Source organism: Pseudonocardia sp. 2-7 (genome assembly GCF_056341085.1).
Genome location: NZ_CP094507.1, coordinates 4,050,203 through 4,072,235, shown reverse-complemented (window position 1 = coordinate 4,072,235; position 22,033 = coordinate 4,050,203). Strand labels below are relative to the sequence as shown.

Sequence of the window (22,033 nt, the reverse complement as noted above, 5' to 3'; positions counted from 1 at the left end):
GCCGCGCGGTCGTGGGTAGTCCTCCGGCGGCCCGCGCCCGTGTGCGCACGGCGCCACCCCGGACTCCACCGCGTTCTCCGCGGCCGTCGGGTGGCCAGGGCTCCTCCGCGGTCGAACAGCCGGCCCCGCTTCCCGTATCACCTGCACGACCGACGGAGCCGTCGTTGATCCCGCACCACCCGAACTCCCCGGCCTCCCCGTTCACCGAGGGGCTGCGCCACCGCATGCGACTGGCGTGGCGGGCCGGCGCCGCAGCCGGCGCGGCCTGGTACCTCGCCACCCTCGTCCCCGGTGTGCTCGGCCAGTACCCCTACTACGCACCGCTCGGTGCCCTGCTCGTCTGCTACCCGACCGTCTTCGACTCGCTGCGCCAGAGCCTGCACGCCGTGCTCGCCACCGGGCTCGGTGTCGGTCTCGGCGCCGCCGCCCTGCACCTGGGCGGCGCGCAGTGGTGGGCGGTGGCCGCGGCTGTGCTGGCCGGGATCGCGGCGGGTGCCGTCCCCGTGCTGGCCACCGCCCGGGACCTGATCCCGACCGCGGCGTTGTTCACCATCCTCATCGGAGCCACCGACCCGTCCGGGTTCATGGCCGGCTACCTGGGGCAGACCCTGCTGGGGGTGCTCGTGGGGGTCGCGGTCACCCTGGTCCTGCCGCCCCCGCCGCAGAACGCCCGCGCGCACCGCGTGGTGGCGCGGCTGCGTGACGGCATCGCCGACCACCTGCAGGAGATGGCCGAGGTCCTGGCCGAGCAGTGGCCGCCGGAGCGCGAGGAGTGGACACGCCACCGCCACCACTTCGAGCCCCTGATCGACGCGACCCGGGAGGCGGTCCGTTCCGCCGACGCCGGGCGGCGGGCCAACCTGCGGGCTCGTGCCTACCGGGCGCGCGGCCAGCAGCTCTACGAGGCCGCGCAGACCCTGGAACAGCTCGCGGTGCTCGTCCGCGACATCAGCACGGTCCTGGCCCAGACGGCGTGGGCCGAGCGCACCGTGCTCGTCCTCGACCCCGCGCTGCGCACCCCGGTCGCGGAGGCGATGGGCGACCTGGCCACCGCGATCCGGTCGGCGGAGCTCGCGCACCTGACCCGCGGCCCCGCACCCGCCGGGCTCGACGGGCACCGCCGCCACCTGGCCGCCGCCCGGGACGCGCTGGACCGGGTCACCGACCGGCTCGACTCCCAGCGCGCGGGCTGGGAGGACAGCCTCGCCGCGTCGGGGATCGTGCTGCACCTGCGGCGTTGCCTGGACCACCTGCACGCCGGACCGGCCGACCGCAGCCCGGATCTGCATCCGGTGGAACGGTGACGTGTGGGCGGCCGCCGACGGGGTACGTCAGGTCCATGTCGGCGCTCGTACCCGGGGCGTACGCCGGCCCAGGTCCTGTCGGTTGAGATCCTGCAGCCGGCGGGGCCGCCCCCAACACCACTCCGATCACCGCGCACGCACGACGAGCGCCGACGACCTGTCGGGGTGCGTCGTCGGAGTTGCGCGCCGACGACGACGCCGAGCAGGGGTCAGTCCGCCAGCGGGCGGAACCGGCGCAGCCGCAGGCTGTTGAGCACCACGCACACCGAGCTGAACGCCATCGCCGCCCCCGCGATCATCGGGTTGAGCAGTCCGAACGCGGCCAGCGGGATCGCGGCCGTGTTGTAGGCGAACGCCCAGAACAGGTTGCCCCGGATCGTGCCCAGGGTGCGCCGGGAGAGCCGGACGGCGTCGGCCGCGGCCCGCAGGTCACCCCGGACCAGGGTGATGTCCGACGCCTCGATCGCCACGTCGGTGCCGGTGCCCATGGCCAGGCCCAGGTCGGCCCGGGCGAGCGCGGCCGCGTCGTTCACCCCGTCGCCGACCATCGCGACGACCCGGCCCTGCTCCTGGAGCCGCTCCACCACGGCGAGCTTGTCCGCGGGGAGCACGTCGGCGATGACGCTGTCCGGGCCGGGCTCGATGCCGACCTCACGGGCCACGGTCTCGGCGACGGCCCGGTTGTCCCCGGTGAGCAGCACCGGGCGCAGCCCGAGCCTGCGGAACTCCGCGATCGCCTCGGCCGACGTCGGCTTCACGGTGTCGGCGACGACGAACACGGCACGGGCGGCCCCGTCCCACGCGACGGCGACCGTCGTACGGCCCCGCGCGGCCTCGTCCGCGGCGACCGCGGCGAGGTCGTCGGGCAGCGGGACCGACCACTGCTCCAGCAGCCGCGGACGGCCGACGAGCACGGCGTGGCCGTCGACGACGCCCTGCACGCCGAGGCCCTCGTGGTTGGCGAAGTCCGTGACGGCCGGCAGGTCACCGACCCGCTCGGTCGCCGCACCGGCGATCGCGGCGGCCACCGGGTGCTCCGAGGCGCTCTCGAGGGCCCCGGCGAGGCGCAGCACGGTCGCCTCGTCGGTGCCGTCGGCGGTGTGCACGCCGGTCAGCGCCATGGTCCCGGTGGTGACGGTGCCGGTCTTGTCGAGCACGACGGTGTCGACCCGCCGGGTGGACTCCAGGATCTCGGGGCCCTTGATCAGGATGCCGGTCTGGGCGCCGCGCCCGGTGCCGACCAGCAGCGCGGTCGGCGTGGCCAGCCCGAGCGCGCAGGGGCAGGCGATGATCAGTACGGCGACGGCGGCGGTGAACGCCGTCGAGGCGAGGGCGCCGGTGAGGATCCAGACCAGCAGCGTCGCGGCGGCGATCACGGCGACGGCGGGCACGAACACCGCGGAGATCCGGTCGGCCAGGCGCTGCACCTCGGCCTTGCCGTTCTGCGCCTCCTCGACCAGCCGCGCCATCTGGGCGAGCGCGGTGTCCGAGCCGACCCGGGTCGCGCGCACGACGAGCCGCCCGCCGGAGTTCACGCACCCGCCGACGACGGTGTCCCCGGCCCGGACCTCGACCGGCACCGACTCACCGGTCAGCATCGAGACGTCGACCGCCGAGCGGCCGTCGACGACCTCGCCGTCGGTGGCGACCTTCTCCCCGGGGCGCACGACGAACTCCTCGCCCACGGCGAGGTCGTCGACGGCGACGCGCACCTCGGCGCCGTCGCGGAGCACCGTCACGTCCTTCGCACCCATCTGCAGCAGCGCGCGCAGCGCGGCACCGGCCCGGCGCCGGGAGCGGAGCTCGACGTAGCGCCCGGCCAGCACGAACGTGACGACCGCGGCGACGACCTCCAGGTAGATGTTCCCGCTGCCGTCGGTGCGCGAGATCGTCAGCTCGAAGGGGTGCACCATGCCGGGCATCCCGGCGGTGCCGAGGAACAGCGCGTAGAGCGACCAGGCGAGCGCGGCCGTCGTCCCCATCGAGACGAGGGTGTCCATCGTGGCGGCGCCGTGGCGCAGGTTCGTCCAGGCGGCGCGGTGGAACGGCGCGCCCGCCCAGCCCCAGACCGGCAGCGTCAGCAGCAGCGACACCCACTGCCAGCCGACGAACTGCCACGCGGGCGTCATCGCGAGGACGACGACCGGCACCGACAGCACGGCGGCTCCGATGAGCCGGTTCCGCAGGTCGCGCAGGTCGCGCTCGGGATCCTCGTCGGCTCCGGCGCTCGGCGGGGTGGCGGTGTAGCCGGCGGCCTCGACGGTCCCGAGCAGGGTGTCGAGCCCGACGCCGCCCGGGGCGCTGATCCGCGCCTTCTCGGTGGCGTAGTTGACGGTGGCGGTGACGCCGTCGAGCTTGTTGAGCTTGCGCTCGATGCGGTTGGCGCAGGACGCACAGGTCATGCCGCCGACGGCGAGCTCGATCTCGGTGACGGTGCTGCCCGCGCCGTTCTCGGCGACGGTCCCGGTCGCGGCTGCGCGGGGCAGGGCGGTGACGGGTCCGTGGGCCGGGGACGTGTCGCTCATGGTCGGTCCTCCGGGGGTGACCCGGCGCGGGTGGCGGTGGCGACCCGCGCCGGGTGGGTGGTCAGGGGGTGCTCAGACGAGCTGGTAACCCGCCTCGTGCACGGCGTCACGGACGGCGTCGGGGGAGATCTCGTCGTCGCTGGTGACGGTGACGGCGCCGGTCGGCAGGTCGACGGCCACGTCGGTGACGCCGGCGATCTCGCTGATCTCCTCGGTGACCGAGGCGACGCAGTGCTGGCAGGTCATGCCGGTGACGGTGTAGCTGGCGGTGCTCATCGTGCTCTCTCCCGTTCGGGGTTGGGGAACATCGGGTTCAGGACCGGACCAGCCGGGCGATCGCCGCGCTGGCCTCCCGGATTTTCTCCTCGGCGACGGGGCCACCCTCGGTGGCGGCGTCGGCGACGCAGTGCTTCAGGTGTTCGTCGAGCAGGCCCAGCGCGACGGCCTCGAGGGCCTTGTTGACCGCGGCGACCTGGGTCAGCACGTCGATGCAGTACTTGTCCGACTCGATCATCTTCGTGATGCCGCGGACCTGGCCCTCGATCCGGCGCATCCGCTTGACGTGCGCGTCCTTGGTGTCGGCGTAGCCGGGCATCGCGTCCTCCTCGGGGTCCACCGCCACCATACCCCTAGGGGGTAACGGTATCCACCGTGGCGGTAGCGTGCGGGGTGTGACGGACCGGACCCGGCTGCTCGTGCTCGTGCTGCCGGTGCTGCTCGGGCTGCTGGGGATGCACGCGCTCGCGGCGCCGCCCGTGTCCTCCGGTGTACACCACGCTCCCGCCGCCGCACCCGTCGTCACCCACGGGGGCACGCTCCACGACTCCCCGGGGCCGTCGCATCCCGGCCCGCACGGGGTCGCGCCCGCCGGGGAACCGGGGGCCGCGCATCCCGACCCGCACGGCGTGCCCCACGACGGGGCGTCGCACCTGCTGCACCTGTGCCTGGCCGTGCTCGCGGCCGGGGTCGCTCTGGCTGCGGCGGTGCTGCTGGCCGGGGTCGCGCCGCTGCCGTCGTCGCGGGGGCCGGCCGGTCCGGGGAGTCCGCGGACGGCACCGGCGGCCCGTCCGCCCCCGGTCCCGCGGCGGCTCGCGCTGCTCTGCGTGTCGCGGACGTGACCGGCCTCCGGCGCGGGAGAGCGCCGGAGCCGCCGAGCACCCACGACACGGGAGTACCGACACATGACACGCACGAACGTGGCGCTCGCCGCCACGGCACTGGCCGCCGCCCTCGTCCTGACCGGCTGCGCCGGCGGGGGAGCGTCCGCCCCGCCCGCGGCCTCGTCGAGCAGCGCCGACGTCGCCTTCGCCCAGGGCATGATCCCGCACCACGAGCAGGCGGTCGCGATGGCGCGGCTCGCCGACGGCCGCGCCGGAGCCCGGGTGCGCGACCTCGCCGCCCGGATCGAGGCGGCCCAGGGCCCGGAGATCGGCCGGCTCCAGGGGTTCCTGGCCGACTGGGGCGCCGCGCCCGCCGCGGACCACCACGGCGGTCACGGCGACATGGCCGGGATGGCCGGGATGATGTCCGACGAGCAGATGGCGGCTCTGGGGCGCGCGTCCGGCGCCGCCTTCGACCGGTCGTTCCTCCAGATGATGATCGCCCACCACGAGGGGGCGGTGACCATGGCCCGCGCCGAGCTCGACGCCGGGGTGGACCCGCGGGCGCGGGAGCTGGCGCAGCAGATCGTCGACGCCCAGCAGGCGGAGATCGCGGAGATGCGGACGCTGCTGGGCTGAGCGGAGATCGTCACGGCTGAGGGGTCCGGTGCCGGGAGCGGCACCGGACCCCTCGGACGCGGCGATCGTCGTCGCGACGTCAGGTGAACGAGATGTGCACGTGGTCCATGTGGTTCGCCGTCGCCCCGCCCCGGTCCTCCTGGGCCTTCCAGCCGCTGCCGGTGTCGATGCGCTGCTGCCAGATGATGTAGGAGATCCCGAGGTCGTCCCGGTTCTGCCGGGCGTAGGCGGCGAGCCGGTCGCCCGTCGCCTTGTCGACCATGAAGTCCAGAGCCTTGCCGCTGGGGTGGTCGGAGGCGTTGCCGCGGCTGCCGATGCCCAGCACGGAGTCGACGCCGAACAGGCAGCGCAGCTTCTCCCCGGCCGTCGCCACGTTCGCGGCGACGCCCTCCATGCCCGCGGTGCCCAGGGCACACGTGGTGGACCCGGTCGGGCCGCCACCCGAGGGGGCGCCGGAGGTCCCGGCCGAGGACCGCGCGGAGTCGGCGGCGCGGGCGGCCGCCTCCCGTGCCTCGCGGGCGGCGGCACGGGCGCGCTCGCGCGCCTCGTCGCGGGCCTTCACCGCGGAGCCGACCGCACCGTCCGCGGCGCCGACGATCGCGTCGACGTCGACCGGGGGCGGCGGCTCGGCCAGCGACCGGGCCGCGCCGGCGTGCGCCGTCGGCGTGGCCGGGACCGCGTCGGCGAGCGAGGCGTCCGCGGCCGGGGTGCTGAACGCCTGCAACGCGAGGTCGTCGACCCGGGGGAGCCCACCGCCCGTCGCGGCGTGCGCGGCGACGAGGCCGCCACCGGCGAGCGCGGAGGTGAGTGCCTGCAGGGTGCGGGCCCGCCCCGCGCGGCGGTGCCTCCCGCCCCGCTCCGGGCCGACGTCACGGGTGACGACGGTCGTCGACGGCAGGGGTCGGCTCGGGTCGGTCCGGCTCGGGGAGCGCCGGGCCGCCACGGAGCCGGGGATGTTCCTCGGCACGCAGGGCGTCCTTCCTCGTCGGAGACGGCTGCGCCCGGGTGCCTGGGGAGCGGGGCGCGCGGGTCCTGCTGGGGATCAGGACCGTGACCGTTCCGTGATCGACCGTACGGATCGGGTTGTCCGCGTGGGGCCGGTCCGCGACCACCGGCTGTCGCGGTGCTGCGAGTGGCGGGCCGCTCGGCCGGAAGGATCAACCGTGATCCACCTGTTGCCGAGGTCGGGTCAGGCGTCCTGGACGTTCCAGGTGCCCGCGGCGTAGTCGAGGGTGACCCGCAGGGCGCCACCGTCGCCGTGGCTGACGTAGACGAGCCGGTCGTCGGTGGCCTCGGCCACCTCGGTCCGCGCGTCGTACAGCCAGGGGTGGCGCCTGCGCAGGCCGATCAGCTCCTGGTGCACGGCCAGGACGTGCGGGTCGGCGCCGGAGGGGAGGGACCCGTCGGCGGGGAACTCGGGGCGGACCGCGTCGTCGCCGCCTGCCCGCTCCTCCTTGACCCCGGTCAGGCCGAGCTCGTCGCCGGCGTACACCGACGGCGTGCCGCCGACCGTGCACAGCACGGCGACGGCGAGCTCGATGTGGCGGCGGTCGTGCAGCTGCGACGCGAGCCGGGTGACGTCGTGGTTGCCGACGAAGGTGTTCGGCACCGCGGCGGCGACGAACCGGTCGTGGCGTTGCAGCGCCCACGCCAGCTCGTGCGGGTTGCCGTCGTTGAGGCTCGACCAGATCGCCTTCCACAGCTCGTACTGGGTGAGCGCGTCGATCGTGGTGGCGGCGGTGACCGCGTCGTGCTCGCCGTGGATGACCTCGCCGAGGAACCAGGCATCCGGGTGGCGCTCGCGGACGCGGGGGAGCACGTCGGCCCAGAAGTCGTCGGGGACGGTGTAGGCGGCGTCGAGCCGCCACCCGTCGGCGCCGCGGTCGAGCCAGTGGCAGAGCACGTCGGCGACGTGGTCGCGGACGGCGGGGTTGTCGTGGTCGAGGGTGTGCAGGCCGGGGTGGCCCTCGAAGACGGCGATCTCGCCGTCGTCGGTGTGCCGGAACCAGGCGTCGTCCGGCCCGCCGGGGTCGGCGCGGGCGGCGAGCAGCCGCGGGTGCTCGGGGCCGACGTGGTTGAACACGCCGTCGAGGAGGATCCGCAGGCCGCGCCCCTTCGCCTCGGCGACGAGCGCGTCGAAGTCGGCGTCCGAGCCCAGGCGCGGGTCGATCCGCAGGTGGTCGGTGGTGTCGTAGCCGTGGGTGGCCGAGGCGAACACCGGGCCGAGCAGCAGCCCGTTGGCCCCCAGCGCGACGGCGTGGTCGAGCCAGCCGACGATCCGCCGCAGCGAGTGGTCCGCGCCGTCGCCGCGGTCGGGGTGGGCCCCGGTGAACCCCAGCGGGTACACGTGCCACCAGATCGCGTGCCGTACCCAGTCCATCCGCGCGACCCTAGTCGTCGAACGGGTCCCCGGCCCGCGCCCCGCCGAGCGCGCGGAGCAGCGAGGCGAACCCGCCCGCCACGTGCGCCTCGGTCGCGGCGGCGGCCCGGTCGGCGTCGCCGTCGGTCACCGCGTCGAGGATCGCCCGGTGCTCGGCGGACGAGGCGGCGGCGCGGTCGTCGTCGTGCAGGGTCAGGTCCCACGGGAACGCCTGCCACAGCGCGGCGATCCGCTCCGGCAGCGCGGGCACGCCGCACCGGTCGTAGAGCAGGAAGTGGAACTCGCGGTTCCGCTCGCGGGCGGCGGCCGGGTCGTCGGCGGGGCGGTCGAGGACGGCGCGGGCCCGGGCGAGGTCGTGCCGCGAGACCCGCGGCGTCGCGCGGCGGACCGCGTGGGCCTCGGTGAGCCGGCGCACCACGTAGGTGGCGGTCACCCGGTCCACGTCGACGCCGGCGACCCGCACCCCGCGGTGGTGCTCGGCGACGACCAGCCCCTCCGCGGACAGCAGGCTCAGCGCCTCGCGGACCGGGGTGATGGACGCGCCGAAGCGGCGGGCCAGCTCGTCCTGGCGCAGCGGCGTCCCGCGGGCGAGGCCGCCGCCGAGGATGTCGCGGCGCAGCTCGTCGACGATCCGGTCCCGCTTGGTGCTCACCGCTCGTCGAGCCAGGCGAGGACGGCGTCGGTGTGCTCGCCGACGGCCGGGACCGGGTCCATCCGCGCGGTCCGCCCGGCGACGGTGATCGGCGGCTGCAGTGCGCGCAGCGGCCCGACCGGGCTGCCGACCTCGGTCCACCGGCCGCGCGCGGCGAGCTGCGGGTGCTCCAGCACCTCACCGACCTCGCGCTGCCGGGCGTGCGCGATCCGCGCCTGGACCAGCCGCGCGACGAGCTCGTCGCCGGTCAGGCCCGTGAGCACGGTGTCGATCTCGGCGTGCAGGTCGGGGCGGTTCTCCACCCGGGCCCGGCCGCTCGCGAACCGCGGGTCGGTCGCGACCTCCGGGCGTTCCAGCACGACCTCGCAGAACGTCGCCCACTCCCGTTCGTTCTGGATCGACAGGACGACGTCGGTGCCGTCCCCGGCGGAGAAGGTGCCGTACGGGGCGATCGCGGCGTGGCTGGTGCCGGTCCGCTGCGGGGCGGTGCCGCCGTAGCCCGCGTAGTAGAGCGGATAGCCCATCCACTCCACCAGCGAGTCGAACAGGCTGACCTCGAGGTCGGTGCCCTGCCCGGTGCGTTCCCGCTCGTAGAGCGCGGACAGGATGCCGGAGAAGGCGTACATGCCGGCACCGATGTCGGCGGCCGGGATGCCGCTCTTCGCCGGCGCGTCCTCGGTGCCGGTGATCGAGACGAGCCCGGCCTCGGACTGGATGAGCAGGTCGTAGGCCTTGGCGTCGCGGTACGGGCCGGACGAGCCGTAGCCGGAGATCGAGCAGGTCACCAGCCGCGGGTACCGCTCGCGCAGCGCCGCGGCACCGAGCCCGAGCCGCTCGGCGGCGCCCGGGGCGAAGTTCTGCACGAACACGTCGGCCCGTTCCAGCAGCCGCAGCATCGTGGCGCGGCCGTCGTCGGACTTGAGATCGAGGGTGACCGACTCCTTGGACCGGTTCAGCCACACGAAGTGGCTGGACATGCCGTGGACGGTCTCGTCGTAGTCGCGGGCGAAGTCGCCCGAGCCTTCGCGTTCGATCTTGATGACGCGGGCGCCGAGGTCGGCGAGGTGCCGGGTCGCCAGCGGGGCGGCGACGGCCTGCTCGCAGGACACGACGACCAGCCCGTCCAGGGGGAGCGCCATCAGATGCTCCGCCTGTCGTCCCGGCCGATGCCGGACGCACCCCCGGTGACGATCGCGACCTTGCCCTGCAGTGCGCCCGCGGCCATGACGGCTCCTCGACGTCGAGACGATGCCTGATCTCCGGAATAATGCACAATCCAGCGAGATCATGCATCCCCGAGGTCGAGCCGCGTCGATCAGCACGTTGCGGCCCCCGGTGGGGCGGAGACGTGCTGATCGGATCGGCCGCGCGGTCCTCAGCCCACGGCGCGGGCGGCGGCGACGAAGTCGCGGACGCGGGCGTGATCCTTCACGCCGCGGGACGACTCGACGCCGCTGGAGACGTCGACGCCCCAGGGGCGGACCCGGCGCACCGCGGTGGCGACGGTGTCCGGGTCCAGCCCGCCCGCGAGCAGCCACCTCCCGGCCGGTCGCGGGTCGAGCGCCTCGGCGTCCCAGCGCTCGCCGGACCCGGCGACGGGCGAGTCGAGCAGCAGCACGTCCTCGCCGTACAGGCCCACGGTGAGGTCGGGGTCGTGGGCCAGCGAGGTCGCCCGCCACAGGGTGATCGGCGCGCGGGCGGCCACGGTGAAGTCGTCGCGGGTGTAGCGGCCGTGCAGCTGCAGCACGTCGGCGCCGGCGTCGGCGGTCACCGCCGCGGCCCGGTCGGCGGGCAGGTCGGCGACCACGACCACCGACCGCACGCCCTCCGGCACCCGGGCGACGAGCGCGCCCAGGTCGGCCGGGTCGACGTGGCGGGGGCTCGGCGTGTACACGACGAACCCGACCGCGTCGGCGCCGGCGGCCACGGCCGCGTCGACGTCACCGGGGGTCCGCAGCCCGCACACCTTGACGAACACGCGCCCGACCCTACGGGGCGCCGGGCCTCAGAGCTCGAGCACCAGCCGCGGCGACCGGGAGCGCGACACGCACAGCATCATCACCTCGTTCGACGCCCGCTCCTCCTCGGTGAGCAGCGAGTCCCGGTGGTCCGGTTCGCCGGCCAGCACCCCGGTCTCGCAGGTGCCGCAGGTCCCCTCCCGGCACGAGGACAGCGTCGCGATCCCCGCGCCCTCCAGGGCGTCGAGGATCGAGCAGCCCGCCGGGACGGCGACGACCGTTCCCGACCCCGACAGCTCCACCTTGAACGCCTCGTCCGGGCCGTCGAGCGCGCCGGGCCGGGCGGAGAACCGCTCGACGTGCACCGGCACGCCGAGACGCTCCCCCTCGGCCTCGACGGCGGCGAGCAGCCCCTCCGGCCCGCAGCAGTACACGGGCCGCCCGGCGGCCGCGGCCAGGATCCCGGCGACGTCGAGCAGCCCGGCCTCGTCCTGCGGCACCAGGGACACCCGGTCGGGATGACGCCCGGCGAGCTCGGTGAACGCCATCGACGCCCGGCTGCGCCCCCCGTGGACGAGCCGCCAGTCCGCGCCCGCGGCGTGCGCCGCCGCGATCATCGGGACCAGCGGGGTGATGCCGATCCCGCCGGCGACGAACACGTAGCCCGGGGCGTCGACGAGTGCGAACCGGTTGCGCGGCCCGCGGACGAGCACCGTGTCGCCCTCGGCGACGACGTCGTGCACGTGCGCCGAGCCGCCCCGCCCGGCGGGTTCGCGCAGCACCGCGACCCGGTAGACCGAGCGCTCGCCCGGGTCCCCGCACAGCGAGTACTGGCGGACGAGGTCCGCGGTCAGCACGAGGTCGAGATGCGCACCGGGCGTCCACTCCGGGAGCTCGGCGCCGGACGGGTCGCGCAGGGTCAGCAGCACGACGTCGTCGGCGAGGAGCTCCTTCTTCTCCACCACCAGGTGCAGCTCGGGGTCGGTCACGACGTACTCCAGGTCTCGTGGTCCACGGGGCAGCCCAGCAGCCAGTCCCACAGCGGCACCGGGTCGTCGAAGACGCGTTCGGCGCCGCAGTGGCACACCGCGCGCAGCAGGTCGGTGCCCAGCACCCAGTGGATGCGCTGGACACGGTGCCCGTGCAGGACGGGCGGGGCCTCGGGGATCGCGCTCACCGGGCGGGCGCCGGGGACGGGACCGCCGGTGCCGCGCCGGCCATCCGGGCGAGCATCCGGCGCGCGGCGAGCCCGCCGGTGTCGATGTTGACCGACAGCTCCTGGTAGCCCGCCGGCTCGGTCGCGATCACCTTCTCCAGCACGTCGAGCGCCTCGACGTCCTGCAGCACGACGGTGCGGTTCTGCTCGGCGAGGAACGCCGAGACCTCGACGTCGGCGAGGGCGAAGTCGCGCGCGACCATCCAGAAGTCGTGTGTGGAGTGCTCGGTCTCCGGGGTGATCGCGTAGACGACCTCCACGTGGAAGGCGTCCGGGTCGGAGCCGTCGGCGTGCGGGACGGAGCCGACCGGCGCGATCCGGGAGTGCAGCTTGTACAGGCACGGCGGGGTGTACTCGATGTCCTGCCAGCGCGAGATCCGCCCGGACAGGCCGGTGGAGCGCTCGTAGAACGGCGGGCACTCGGCGTCGGCCATGTGCCGCGAGACGTAGACGACGCCGGCGTCCTCGTCGACCTCGGTCGAGATCGGGGTGGCGGCGACCTCCGGAGTGCCGATGTAGCCGCCGTGCATGTAGGTCTCGTGCGACAGGTCGAGCAGGTTGTCCACCAGCAGCGAGAACCGTGCGGCCAGCGGCTCCATCCCGCGCACCGTGGTCCACGCGGCGTCGTCGAGGTAGGTCGCGCGGGGGATGCGCAGCGGGTCGGCGCGCTCCGGGTCCCCGATCCAGACCCAGATCAGCGAGTCCTGCTCGACGACGGGGTAGGCCGCCAGCCGGGCCGTGCGCGGCACCCGGTTCTGCCCCGGCACCGCCACGCACTTCCCGTCGGCGCCGTAGGTGAATCCGTGGTAGCCGCAGACGACGGTGTCGCCGACCAGCCGGCTCGGGGCCTGGGACAGCGGGAACCGGCGGTGCACGCAGCGGTCGGCGTGCGCGGTGACCTGGCCGGCCTCGGTGCGCCAGAACAGGATCGGCTCGTCGCAGATCGTGCGGCCGAACAGCTCGCGGCCGATCTCGGCGGAGTAGGCGGCGACGTACCACTGGTCGCGGGGGATCGAGCTCATGCGGAGACTCCCTGGGTGGTGGGGGTGTCGGATCGGCGGAGCAGCAGGACGAGGGCGGCCGCGCCGACGAACACGGCCGCGAAGAGCAGGTAGAGCGACTGCGGGGTCGCTCCACCGTCGAGCAGCGCCCCGGCCAGGGTCGGCGCGAGGATCGCCCCGGACCGGCCGACCGCGAGCGCGGTGCCGACGCCGGTGGTGCGCACGTCGGCGCCGTAGGAGGTCGGTGCCATCGCGTACAGCCCGGCGACGCACCCGTTGACGAACAGCCCGACCAGCGCGGCGACGACGAACGCCACCGCGAGCGAGGAGGTGCTGGCGATGAACACGGCCAGCAGCACTGCGGTGGCCAGCAGGTACCCGGCGAGCACGTGCCGCAGCGGGAACCGGGCGGCGAGCAGGCCGAGCCCGGCGGCACCGAAGATGCCGCCGACGTTGAGCAGCGTGCCGCCGGCGATGCCCGCGTCCGGGGAGAGCCCGGCCTCGACGAGCAGGGTCGGCGTCCAGCTGGTGACGAAGTAGAACCCGGCCATCACGCAGAAGAAGCTGATCCAGAGCAGCACCGTGGTGCGGCGCAGCGCCGGGCGCAGCAGCGCCCCGTACCCCGCGGCGACGCCGGTCCGCACCGGAGCGCCGTCGGGGAGGGCGGGCAGCGCCGCGTGCCCCATCCGCGCCAGCAGCGCGTTGACCCGCTCCAGCGCGCCGGCCGGGCGGCGCACGAGCAGGAAGTCCAGGGACTCCGGCAGCCGCCACCAGACCAGCGGGACCGCGGCCAGGGTCGCCAGGCCCCCGGCGAGGAACACCGACCGCCAGCCGAACTGCCCGATCAGCGTCGCCGCGAGCACGCCGCCGAGGACGGCCCCGATCGCGTAGCCGGTGGAGTTCAGGCTGACCGCGAGCCCCCGCCAGCGGGCCGAGGCGTACTCCGCGGCGACGACGTTGCTGGTGGCGAGGATGCCGCCGACGCCGAGCCCGGTGATCAGCCGCAGCGCGCCGAGCTGGCCGGGGGACTGCGCCGCGGCCGAGCCCAGCATGGCGAGGCCCGCCACGACCAGGCAGCCCAGCACGATCGGCCGCCGCCCGACGCGGTCGGCCCACGGTCCGATGAGGACGGAACCGGCGGCCATGCCGACCAGGCCCGCGGACAGGAGCAGGCCGAGCTGGCTGCCGGACAGGTCCCACTCGGTGGCGACCGAGCGGCCCGTGAAGGCCATGACCAGCACGTCGAAGCCGTCGAGGACGTTGAGCAGGACGCACGCCGCGACCGCGCCCCACTGGTACCGGGACATCGGTGCGTCGTCGAGCAGGCGGCGGACGGTGTCCGCCGCGGGGGGTGGGCGCATGGTGGGACTCCGTCGTCTCCGCGCGGTCGTGGTGGTGCAGCGAGGATGCGGGGCGACGGGGGCCGCGCCGTACGTTCCTTCCGGATAATGGAAGGGTTTCAGCGCGTGGAGGTGCTGAGCGCGCGGCTGATCCCGGCGGCGGTGGTGCGCACCAGCGGGGCGAGCGCGCGGGCGGAGACGCTGCCGTGCCGCACGACGAGCGAGACGGCCGCGACGACCTGGCCACGGGCGTCGGAGACGGGGGCGCCGACCGACAGCGCGTCGTCGGTGACCTGCCGGTCGCTGACCGAGTGGCCGTCGCGGCGGACGTCGGCGAGCATGCGGCGCATCCGCTGCGGGTCGGTCACCGTGAACGGGGTGTAGCGCTCGATCCGCGCGCCCAGCACCTCGTCCTGCAGCTCCGGCGGCGAGTGCGCGAGCAGCACCAGCCCGACCCCGGTCGCGGTGAGCGCGAAACGCCCCCCGACCCGGGTCTGCACCGGGACCGCGCCGGACCCCGCGAGCCGCTCGACGAACACCACCTCGGCGCCCTCGCGCACCGCGAGCTGCACGTTCTCCCGGGTGACCCGGGACAGGTCCTCCAGGAACGGCAGCGCCGTCTCGCGCAGCGCCTGCCCGCGCGGGGCGAGCGCGCCGAGCTCCCAGACGCGCAGCCCGATCCGGTAGCGGCCCTCGTCGTCACGTTCCAGCGCGCCCCACGCCGCCAGGTCGGCGACGAGCCGGTGCGCGGTCGACAACGGGACGTCGGCGTGCCGGGCGAGGTCGCTGAGCGACAGCGCGGGCCGGCCGGGGCCGAACGCGTCGAGCAGGCCGAGCGCGCGCACCACGACCGACCCGGTCGGTCCCACCGGGTGGCCGCGACGCGACGTGGTCATGATCGCCGGTATCAGGCGTCGTAGTCGACCGTGGCGGTGTCGGTCACCGGGCGGGACTGGCAGGTGAGGACGAACCCGGCGGCGACCTCGTCGTCCTCCAGTGCGTAGTTGCGCCGCATGGTCACCTCGCCGTCGGTCACCTTCGCGCGGCACGTCCCGCACACCCCGCCCTTGCAGGCGAACGGCAGGTCGCCGCGGACCTTCTGGGCGGCGTCGAGGACGTACTCGCCCGCCGGGACGGCCAGCGTCGTCGACCGTCCGTCGAGGACGACCGTGACCTGGGCGCCGTCGCCGTCCGGCCCGGGCTCGTGGCGGTCGAGCTCCGGCGGCGGCTCGTCGACGTAGAACAGCTCGCGGTGCACCCGGCGCCGCTCGACGCCCAGCTCACCGAGCACCGCGACCGCGGCCTCGGTCATGCCGAGCGGGCCGCACAGCCACCAGTCGTCGACGTCGCCGGTGTCGACCAGTGCGGTGAACAGCAGCCGCAGCCGGTCGGCGTCCAGCCTGCCGCTGACGATCTCGGCCTCGGTGGGCTCGCGCGAGAGCACGTGCAGCAGGTGCAGCCGCGGGCCGTAGCGGTTCTTCAGGTCGGCGATCTCCTCGGTGAACATCACCGTGTCGGTCCGCCGGTTCCCGTAGACGAGGGTGACGCGGGTGTCGTCGTGCGCGGCCAGCAGCGACGCCGCGATCGACAGCACCGGGGTGATCCCGGACCCGGCGGCGACGAGGCCGTGGTGCGTGCCCGCGGTCAGCTCCGGGGTGAACGACCCGGCCGGCGGGCCGACCTCGACGACGTCGCCCGGGGTCACCTCGTCGACCAGCCAGGCGGAGAACAGGCCGCCGTCGACCCGGCGCACCCCCACCCGCGGTGCGGCCCCGGCGGCGGAGCAGATCGAGTACGACCGGCGCTCCTCGCCGTCGGCGGTGTCCTTGCGCAGTGTCAGGTACTGGCCGGGCCGGAAGTCGTAGTGCCCGCGCAGGTCCTCGGGGACGTCGAAGGTGACGGCCACGGCGTCGTCGCACAGCCGGTCGACCTCGGTCACCACGAGCCGGTGGAAGCCGGCGGGCAGCGCGTCGTCCTCGGCCAGCAGGGCCTCGATCTCGTCGTCCAGGTCGAGCGTCGTCCGGCCGTACGCCTGGTTGGCCCGGGCCTGCCACGCCGCCGCGCGCCGCTCGCTCATCGGATCTCCTCGCCGGTCCGGTCGATCACCGGGCGCGCTCCGCTCCTCGCCCGCCGGGGCTCGCTGTGATGCTCACACACCCTCAGATCTCCTTCATGTGCTCGAACGGCTCCCGGCAGGTGGTGCACCGCCGCAGCGCGGTGCACGCGGTCGGGCCGAAGCGCGACAGCTCCTCGGTCGCCCGGGACCCGCACTGCGGGCAGGGCACGACCGTCGACGGCGCGTCCAGCGTCAGCGGGATCGGTCCGTCCGTCCGCGGGGCGCTCCCGGGGGGCGCGACGCCGGCCTCGGCGAGCTTGCGCCGCCCGGCCTCGCTGATCCAGTCCGTGCTCCAGGCGGGGGAGAACACCGTCCGCACCTCGACGCGCGCGTACCCGGCCGCGGTGAGCGCGCCGCGGATGTCCGCGCGCATCTCCTCGATCGCCGGGCAGCCGGAGTAGGTCGGGGTGATCGTGACCGTCACGCGGTCGTCCTGTTCGGACACCGAACGGATCACGCCGAGGTCGTCGAGGGTGAGCATCGGCATCTCGGGGTCGACGACCTGCGCGACGACCGTGCCCGCCCCGCTCACCAGGACGCCCCGGGGTGCCGGCGCGCGAGGCTCTGCAGCACGACGAGCGCGGGCTCCAGCTTCTCGGTGTGCACGCCCTGGCGGCCGCCGCGGCCCCCGACCGTGCCGGTGGCCGGGACCTGCGGCACGGTCAGCGTGGCGCGCCCGATCACCTGCGCGAGCACCGCGTCGACCTCCTCGCGGGTGTCCGCCGGGTCGACGGCGACACCGGCGGCGACCAGGCGTCGCTCGGTGTCGGTGGTGCGGAACAGCTCGCCGAGGTGCGGCCACACCCACTCCAGCGCGTCCTGCATGCGCCGGTGCGACTCCGGCGTGCCGTCGCCGAGGCGCAGCGTCCACCGCGCGGCGTGGTCACGGTGGTAGGTGACCTCCTTGACCCCCTTCGCGGCGACGGCGGCGACCACCGGGTCGGCGGAGTCCGTGAGCCGGTGCAGCAGCGCGAGCCGCCAGGTGGAGAACACCAGCAGCCGGGCGATGGCGCGGGCGAAGTCCAGGTCGTCGGACGGCTCGACGAGCCCGACGCAGCGGAACTCCGACACCTCGCGCCAGTAGGCCAGCGCGTCCTCGTCGCGGCCGGTCAGGTGCCCGGCGCGCGACAGCAGCACCCGGGCCTGGCCGAGCAGGTCGAGCGCGGTGTTGGCGAGCGCGACCTCCTCCTCCAGCTCCGGGGCGTTGGAGACCCATTCGGTCAGCCGGTGGGACAGGACCAGCGCGTCGTCGCCGAGCATCAGGCAGTACTCCGCGAGGTCCGCCGGATCGGTGCCCGCGGGAACCGGCGCGACGATGTCCGCCTCGCTGTCCTCGAACCCCGACCCGAACGCCCAGCGCGGGTCGTCGCCCTCCTCGGTGAGGCCGTCGTAGACGGAGCCGCTCACAGGTGCGGCACCTCCTCCGGGATCGCGTAGAACGTCGGGTGCCGGTAGACCTTGTCCCCGCTCGGGGCGAAGAACGGGTCCTTCTCGTCCGGGCTGGACGCGGTGATCGCGTCGGCGCGGACCACCCAGATGCTCACACCCTCGTTGCGGCGGGTGTAGACGTCGCGGGCGTTGTGCAGGGCCATCTCGTCGTCCGCGGCGTGCAGCGACCCGACGTGGACGTGGTTGAGCCCGCGCTTGCCGCGGACGAAGACCTCGTAGAGCGGCCAGGCGCGACGGCTCGGCTTCGCACCCCGCCCGGTCTCGACACCCGTCGTCGGGACGGCGCCGTGGCCGCCCTCGGTGTTCATGCTCGTTCCGCCTGCGCTGCTCTCGGTGTTCATGCTCGTTCCGCCTGCGCTGCTCTCGGTGTTCATGCTCGTTCCGCCTGCGCTGCGCCCGGTGCTCGTGTCCTGCTCGCTCATGCCCGTGCCCCCTGCTTCTCCGCGTAGGCCTGCGCCGCCTCGCGCACCCACGCCCCGTTCTCGTGCGCGCGACGCCGGTGGTCCAGCCGCTGCCGGTTCGCCGGCCCCGCCCCGGAGACCACGGCGGTGAACTCCGACCAGTCCGGCTCGCCGAAGTCGTGCGCCTGCCGCTCGGGGTTCCAGCGCAGGTCAGGGTCGGGAAGCGTGACGCCCAGTACCGCCGCCTGCGGGACGGTCATGTCGACGAAGCGCTGGCGCAGCTCGTCGTTGGTGTGGCGCTTGATGCCCCACGCCATCGACCGGTGGGTGTTGGGGGAGTCGCCGTCGGCCGGGCCGAACATCATCAGCGACGGCCACCACCAGCGGTCCACCGACTCCTGCACCATGCGCTTCTGCGCCTCGGTCCCCGCGGTCAGGGCGAGCAGCGACTCGTAGCCCTGACGCTGGTGGAACGACTCCTCCTTGCAGATGCGGATCATCGCCCGGGCGTAGGGCCCGTAGGAGCAGCGGCACAGCGGGACCTGGTTCGCGATCGCCGCGCCGTCGACCAGCCACCCGATGACGCCGATGTCCGCCCAGGACAGCGTCGGGTAGTTGAAGATCGAGCTGTACTTCTGCTTGGAGTCGATCAGCTTCTCGGTGAGCTCCTCGCGGTCGACGCCGAGGGTCTCGGCCGCCGCGTACAGGTACATGCCGTGACCGGCCTCGTCCTGCACCTTCGCCAGCAGAATCGCCCGGCGCCGCAGCGACGGCGCCCGCAGCAGCCAGTTGCCCTCGGGCTGCATCCCGATGATCTCCGAGTGCGCGTGCTGGGCGATCTGGCGGATCAACGTCCTGCGGTAGGCCTCGGGCATCCAGTCCCGCGGCTCGATCCGCTGGTCCGCCGCGATCGTCGCGTCGAACCGCTCCTCCAGCTCCGCCGGGGATGGCGCGGTGCTCGTCACTGGACACCTCCGTACCGAATGTTCGTTCGGCTACGAGTGTGGCGGATGACCGGGGGATCCCGCAACCCCGTGTCCCTGAGGCGTCGATCAGCACCTTTCCGCCCTGCACGGGGCGAGAACGTGCTGATCGACGCGCGGCGGCGGGTGCCGGACCGGGGACGTCGGGGAACCGGTCGGCGGGCGAGGCGGTCCAAGGGGCATGGATCTCGCGCGACCGTTCCTCGGCGCTGCGGCGGTGCGCGCCGGGGTGGTCACCTCCAAGCAGCTGCGGGGGCCCCGGTTCCGCCCGGTCGTGCGCGGGGTGTTCGTCGCCGCTCACATCCCGGACTCCTTCCTGCTGCGGTGCGAGGGCGCGGCGGTCGCCGTCGGGGCGATCGGGGCCGGGAGCGGCCGGGCGGCGTTGTGCGGGTGGGCCGCGGCCGAGATGCTCGGCGCGGACTGCGCACCGCGTGGGGTCCCGGTGGAGGTCGTGGTGGCGCTCGGGCACCGGCGCAGCCGGCCCGGACTGGTCCTGCGGCACCGCGACATCCCGGCCGCGGACGTCGTGACCGGTGTCCGGATCCCCGTCCCCGGTGAGCGGAGGCCCCGCTACCTACCGGGCCGGACGGTCGTCACGACGTCGCCGGTGCGGACCGCGTTCGACCTGGCCTGCCGGGTCGGGCGGACCGACGCCGTGATCGCGCTGGACGCGCTGGCCAGGGTCGGCGGCTACCCACCGGGGGAGGTCCTGGCGTTCGCCGCCGCCCGTCCGGTCGCCCGGGGGAGCCGGCGGCTCGCGGACCTGGTCGCCCTGGCGGACCCGCTGGCCGAGTCCCCGATGGAGACCCGGGTCCGGCTCGCCCTGCACGACCACGGAATCCGGCGGCCGGTGCTGCAGCACCCGGTGGGCCCGTTCCGGATCGATCTCGCCTATCCCGACCAGCGCTTCGGTATCGAGTACGACGGGGAGCACCACCTGGACCGCAGCCGAGCCCGGGCGGACCTGCGACGGCAGGCGTTCCTGACCGCGCAGGGCTGGGAGATCCTCCGTCCCGAGGCCCGCGTGGTCCTGGCCCACCCCGACCTGCTGGCCGTCGACGTCCGCCACCGCCTGGCGTCCCGAGACGTTCACGCGTGATCGATCAGCACGTTTCCGCCCCGTCGCGGGCGAGAACGTGCTGATCGACTGCTCAGCCGTGCAGGCGCAGGAGGCCGGCGTCAGTGGGAGGGAGGGCGCAGGAGCGGTAGAAGGGGGTCAGGTGGGGGGCGAAGTCCACGTGCAGCCAGGTGCAGCCGGCCGCGGTGGCCTGCTCCACGGCCCCGGCGACCAGCGCCCGGCCGACCCCGCGGCGGCGGTACCCGTCGGCGACGACGAGGTCGAGCAGGAACGCGTGCCGGTCGCCGTCCCAGGCGAGGTTGACGAACCCGGCGAGCGCGTCGCCGTCGCGGGCGTCGAGCCAGCTCAGACTGTGTGCCGCGAGCTGGGCGGACCAGCGTCGCAGGCGTGGGGTCTCGTCGAACCCGGCGGCGTGCAGCGCGGAGAGCGCGACGTCGTCGACCTCGGGGCGGACGCGGACCCGGACGTCGGTCACGGCGCCGGGACGATGCCGGAGAACGCGGCGCGGACGACGTCCTCGGGCAGGGTGGCGGTCCCGGGGCGGCCGGGGCGGTACCACTCGACGATCGAGTTGATCGTGCCGGACAGCAGCCGTGCGGCCAGGGCGGGGTCGACGTCGGAGCGGACCTCGCCGGCGTCGACGGCGTCGCGGACCAGGGCGCGCACGGCCGCGTCGAACGCACGGCGGCGTTCCAGCGCCCAGCGCTCGGTCTCGGTGTTGCCGCGCACCCGGAGCAGCAGGGTGACGTACGGCAGCTCGGCCATCAGCACCCCGACCTGCGCGGCGACGATCACCCGAAGCCGGTCGGCGGGGGAGCCGGTGCGGGCCTCGGGCAGGTCGAGCACGCCGAACAGCCCCTCGACGGCGCGCTCCAGCGCCGCGCGCAGCAGGGCCTCCTTGCCCGCGAAGTGGTGGTAGAACGACGACTTCGTGATCCCGGCGGCCCGCGAGAGATCCTCCATCGACGTCGCGTCGTAGCCGCGGTCGATGAACTCCCCGACCGCGGTCTCGAGCAGCGCGTCGCGGCCGCCGCTGGGCCGCCGGGCCCGCTTGACCGGCGAGCTCATCGGCCCTCGAAGACGGGCTTCTTCTTCGCGAGGAAGTCGCTCACGGCCTGCTGGTGGTCGCGCGTGGTCGACAGCCGGACCTGGGCGTCGGCCTCGTACTCCAGGACGGCGGGGAGCTCGTTGACCGCGCCGAAGCGCAGCGCGCCCTTCACCTCGGCGTAGGCGCGGGTGGGCCCGGCGGCCAACCGGCGCGCGAGCTCCAGTGCGGTGCCGAGGACCTCGTCGGCCGGGACGACGTCGCGCACCAGGCCCCAGTTGCGGGCGTCCTCGGCGGTGAACTGCTCGTTCAGCAGCACCAGCTCCGTCGCCCGGGAGACGCCGACGGCGTGCGCGAGCGACGCCGCGAGGCCGCTGTCGGTGGACAGCCCGATCCCGGTGAACGCGGTCGCGAACTTCAGCCCCTCCGCGGCGATCCGCAGGTCGGTGGCCAGCGCGATGCCGAGACCGGCGCCCACACAGGGTCCGTTGATCGCGGCGACCACCGGCTTCGGTGCCTCGTTGAGCGCGCGGATCAACGGGTTGTAGTGCCGGCGCACGGTGCCCAGGGCGTCGACCGGGTCGGCGTCGAGCGCCGCGGCGTGCTCGCCCAGGTCCTGCCCGACGCAGAACGCCTTCCCCGCGCCGGTCAGCACGACGGCACGCACCGTCTCGTCCGCGGCGACCTCCACGGCCGCCGCGAGCAGTGCCTCCTTGAGCTCGACGGTGAGCGCGTTGTACTTCGCGGGCCGGTTCAGCGTGACCACCGCGACCGAGGGGTCGGTCTCGTCGCGGGTCACGAGGACGGCGGGATCGGTGCCGGCGGCGGGGGAGGTCATCCGGTGAG

General features: G+C 74.8%; 25 protein-coding genes. 4 read left to right on the top strand and 21 right to left on the bottom strand.

Annotated features, from left to right (window positions below):
• The first annotated feature begins 164 nt into the window (after nt 1-164).
• Nucleotides 165-1,304, top strand: coding sequence for an FUSC family protein (locus MTO91_RS19570; RefSeq protein ID WP_476652214.1), 1,140 nt, complete (start codon nt 165-167; stop codon nt 1,302-1,304).
• A 209-nt stretch (nt 1,305-1,513) separates the two neighbouring features.
• On the opposite strand, the gene MTO91_RS19565 is transcribed toward MTO91_RS19570, so the two are convergent.
• From MTO91_RS19565 to MTO91_RS19555, 3 genes are all read right to left on the bottom strand, one after another.
• Nucleotides 1,514-3,706 (bottom strand): heavy metal translocating P-type ATPase, encoded by a 2,193-nt coding sequence (locus tag MTO91_RS19565; RefSeq protein WP_476654933.1) that lies wholly within the window; start codon nt 3,704-3,706, stop codon nt 1,514-1,516.
• A gap of 195 nt (nt 3,707-3,901) precedes the next feature.
• Nucleotides 3,902-4,105 (bottom strand): heavy-metal-associated domain-containing protein, encoded by a 204-nt coding sequence (locus tag MTO91_RS19560; RefSeq protein WP_208821024.1) that lies wholly within the window; start codon nt 4,103-4,105, stop codon nt 3,902-3,904.
• Between the two features lie 37 nt (nt 4,106-4,142).
• A complete protein-coding gene (locus MTO91_RS19555) occupies nt 4,143-4,424 on the bottom strand; it encodes a metal-sensitive transcriptional regulator (RefSeq protein ID WP_073577472.1) in 282 nt (93 codons plus the stop codon).
• Nucleotides 4,425-4,500: 76 nt separating this feature from the next.
• Between MTO91_RS19555 and MTO91_RS19550 the strand changes: the two genes are divergently transcribed.
• The gene (locus tag MTO91_RS19550; protein ID WP_476652213.1) at nt 4,501-4,947 is read left to right on the top strand and encodes a DUF6153 family protein; all 447 of its coding nucleotides are present in this window, start codon (nt 4,501-4,503) and stop codon (nt 4,945-4,947) included.
• 63 nt (nt 4,948-5,010) lie between these two features.
• Nucleotides 5,011-5,568: a DUF305 domain-containing protein gene (locus MTO91_RS19545; protein ID WP_251786655.1), complete on the top strand. Its 558-nt coding sequence runs from the start codon at nt 5,011-5,013 to the stop codon at nt 5,566-5,568.
• A gap of 79 nt (nt 5,569-5,647) precedes the next feature.
• Here the strand turns inward: MTO91_RS19545 and MTO91_RS19540 are convergent, their stop codons facing one another.
• The 15 genes from MTO91_RS19540 to paaA form a co-directional block, all read right to left on the bottom strand.
• Nucleotides 5,648-6,535 (bottom strand): VldE C-terminal domain-containing protein, encoded by an 888-nt coding sequence (locus MTO91_RS19540; protein ID WP_357439457.1) that lies wholly within the window; start codon nt 6,533-6,535, stop codon nt 5,648-5,650.
• A 222-nt stretch (nt 6,536-6,757) separates the two neighbouring features.
• On the bottom strand, nt 6,758-7,948 hold the full coding sequence (locus MTO91_RS19535) for an alpha-amylase family glycosyl hydrolase (RefSeq protein WP_476652211.1): 1,191 nt from the start codon (nt 7,946-7,948) through the stop codon (nt 6,758-6,760).
• A gap of 10 nt (nt 7,949-7,958) precedes the next feature.
• Nucleotides 7,959-8,600, bottom strand: a complete 642-nt coding sequence (locus tag MTO91_RS19530; RefSeq protein ID WP_476652209.1) for a GntR family transcriptional regulator — start codon at nt 8,598-8,600, stop codon at nt 7,959-7,961.
• A complete protein-coding gene (locus MTO91_RS19525; protein ID WP_476652207.1) occupies nt 8,597-9,739 on the bottom strand; it encodes a CaiB/BaiF CoA transferase family protein in 1,143 nt (380 codons plus the stop codon). Before MTO91_RS19525 ends, MTO91_RS19530 begins: the two co-directional genes overlap by 4 nt.
• 236 nt (nt 9,740-9,975) lie before the next feature.
• Complete coding sequence (locus tag MTO91_RS19520) at nt 9,976-10,578, bottom strand: phosphoribosylanthranilate isomerase (RefSeq protein ID WP_476652205.1); 603 nt, start codon at nt 10,576-10,578, stop codon at nt 9,976-9,978.
• 27 nt (nt 10,579-10,605) lie between these two features.
• Nucleotides 10,606-11,547, bottom strand: a complete 942-nt coding sequence (locus MTO91_RS19515; RefSeq protein WP_476652204.1) for a PDR/VanB family oxidoreductase — start codon at nt 11,545-11,547, stop codon at nt 10,606-10,608.
• A complete protein-coding gene (locus tag MTO91_RS19510; RefSeq protein WP_073577386.1) occupies nt 11,544-11,735 on the bottom strand; it encodes a hypothetical protein in 192 nt (63 codons plus the stop codon). The genes MTO91_RS19515 and MTO91_RS19510 overlap by 4 nt, the downstream gene beginning before the upstream one ends.
• The gene (locus tag MTO91_RS19505) at nt 11,732-12,796 is read right to left on the bottom strand and encodes a Rieske 2Fe-2S domain-containing protein (protein ID WP_476652202.1); all 1,065 of its coding nucleotides are present in this window, start codon (nt 12,794-12,796) and stop codon (nt 11,732-11,734) included. The genes MTO91_RS19510 and MTO91_RS19505 overlap by 4 nt, the downstream gene beginning before the upstream one ends.
• Nucleotides 12,793-14,136 (bottom strand): MFS transporter, encoded by a 1,344-nt coding sequence (locus MTO91_RS19500; protein WP_476652200.1) that lies wholly within the window; start codon nt 14,134-14,136, stop codon nt 12,793-12,795. Before MTO91_RS19500 ends, MTO91_RS19505 begins: the two co-directional genes overlap by 4 nt.
• Nucleotides 14,137-14,234: 98 nt before the next feature.
• Entirely contained in the window at nt 14,235-15,011 is a 777-nt protein-coding gene (locus tag MTO91_RS19495; protein ID WP_476652198.1) for an IclR family transcriptional regulator, read from the bottom strand.
• An 11-nt stretch (nt 15,012-15,022) separates the two neighbouring features.
• A complete protein-coding gene (paaE, locus tag MTO91_RS19490) occupies nt 15,023-16,192 on the bottom strand; it encodes a 1,2-phenylacetyl-CoA epoxidase subunit PaaE (protein WP_350589138.1) in 1,170 nt (389 codons plus the stop codon).
• 82 nt (nt 16,193-16,274) lie between these two features.
• On the bottom strand, nt 16,275-16,763 hold the full coding sequence (gene paaD, locus MTO91_RS19485) for a 1,2-phenylacetyl-CoA epoxidase subunit PaaD (RefSeq protein WP_224401779.1): 489 nt from the start codon (nt 16,761-16,763) through the stop codon (nt 16,275-16,277).
• Nucleotides 16,760-17,638 carry a 1,2-phenylacetyl-CoA epoxidase subunit PaaC gene (gene paaC, locus MTO91_RS19480; protein WP_350589136.1) on the bottom strand — a complete coding sequence of 293 codons (879 nt, stop codon included), beginning with the start codon at nt 17,636-17,638 and terminating at the stop codon, nt 16,760-16,762. Before paaC ends, paaD begins: the two co-directional genes overlap by 4 nt.
• Nucleotides 17,635-18,021: a 1,2-phenylacetyl-CoA epoxidase subunit PaaB gene (gene paaB / locus MTO91_RS19475; RefSeq protein WP_476654931.1), complete on the bottom strand. Its 387-nt coding sequence runs from the start codon at nt 18,019-18,021 to the stop codon at nt 17,635-17,637. The genes paaC and paaB overlap by 4 nt, the downstream gene beginning before the upstream one ends.
• A 77-nt stretch (nt 18,022-18,098) precedes the next feature.
• On the bottom strand, nt 18,099-19,046 hold the full coding sequence (paaA, locus tag MTO91_RS19470) for a 1,2-phenylacetyl-CoA epoxidase subunit PaaA (RefSeq protein ID WP_476652197.1): 948 nt from the start codon (nt 19,044-19,046) through the stop codon (nt 18,099-18,101).
• 199 nt (nt 19,047-19,245) lie between these two features.
• Between paaA and MTO91_RS19465 the strand changes: the two genes are divergently transcribed.
• Complete coding sequence (locus MTO91_RS19465; protein ID WP_476652196.1) at nt 19,246-20,163, top strand: endonuclease domain-containing protein; 918 nt, start codon at nt 19,246-19,248, stop codon at nt 20,161-20,163.
• Nucleotides 20,164-20,215: 52 nt separating this feature from the next.
• On the opposite strand, the gene MTO91_RS19460 is transcribed toward MTO91_RS19465, so the two are convergent.
• The 3 genes from MTO91_RS19460 to MTO91_RS19450 are packed head-to-tail and all read right to left on the bottom strand — an operon-like array spanning nt 20,216 to nt 22,025.
• Nucleotides 20,216-20,617 (bottom strand): GNAT family N-acetyltransferase, encoded by a 402-nt coding sequence (locus MTO91_RS19460; protein WP_405415877.1) that lies wholly within the window; start codon nt 20,615-20,617, stop codon nt 20,216-20,218.
• Complete coding sequence (locus MTO91_RS19455) at nt 20,614-21,210, bottom strand: TetR/AcrR family transcriptional regulator (protein WP_062396736.1); 597 nt, start codon at nt 21,208-21,210, stop codon at nt 20,614-20,616. The genes MTO91_RS19460 and MTO91_RS19455 overlap by 4 nt, the downstream gene beginning before the upstream one ends.
• Nucleotides 21,207-22,025: an enoyl-CoA hydratase/isomerase family protein gene (locus MTO91_RS19450; RefSeq protein ID WP_251786640.1), complete on the bottom strand. Its 819-nt coding sequence runs from the start codon at nt 22,023-22,025 to the stop codon at nt 21,207-21,209. The genes MTO91_RS19455 and MTO91_RS19450 overlap by 4 nt, the downstream gene beginning before the upstream one ends.
• Nucleotides 22,026-22,033: the final 8 nt, after the last annotated feature.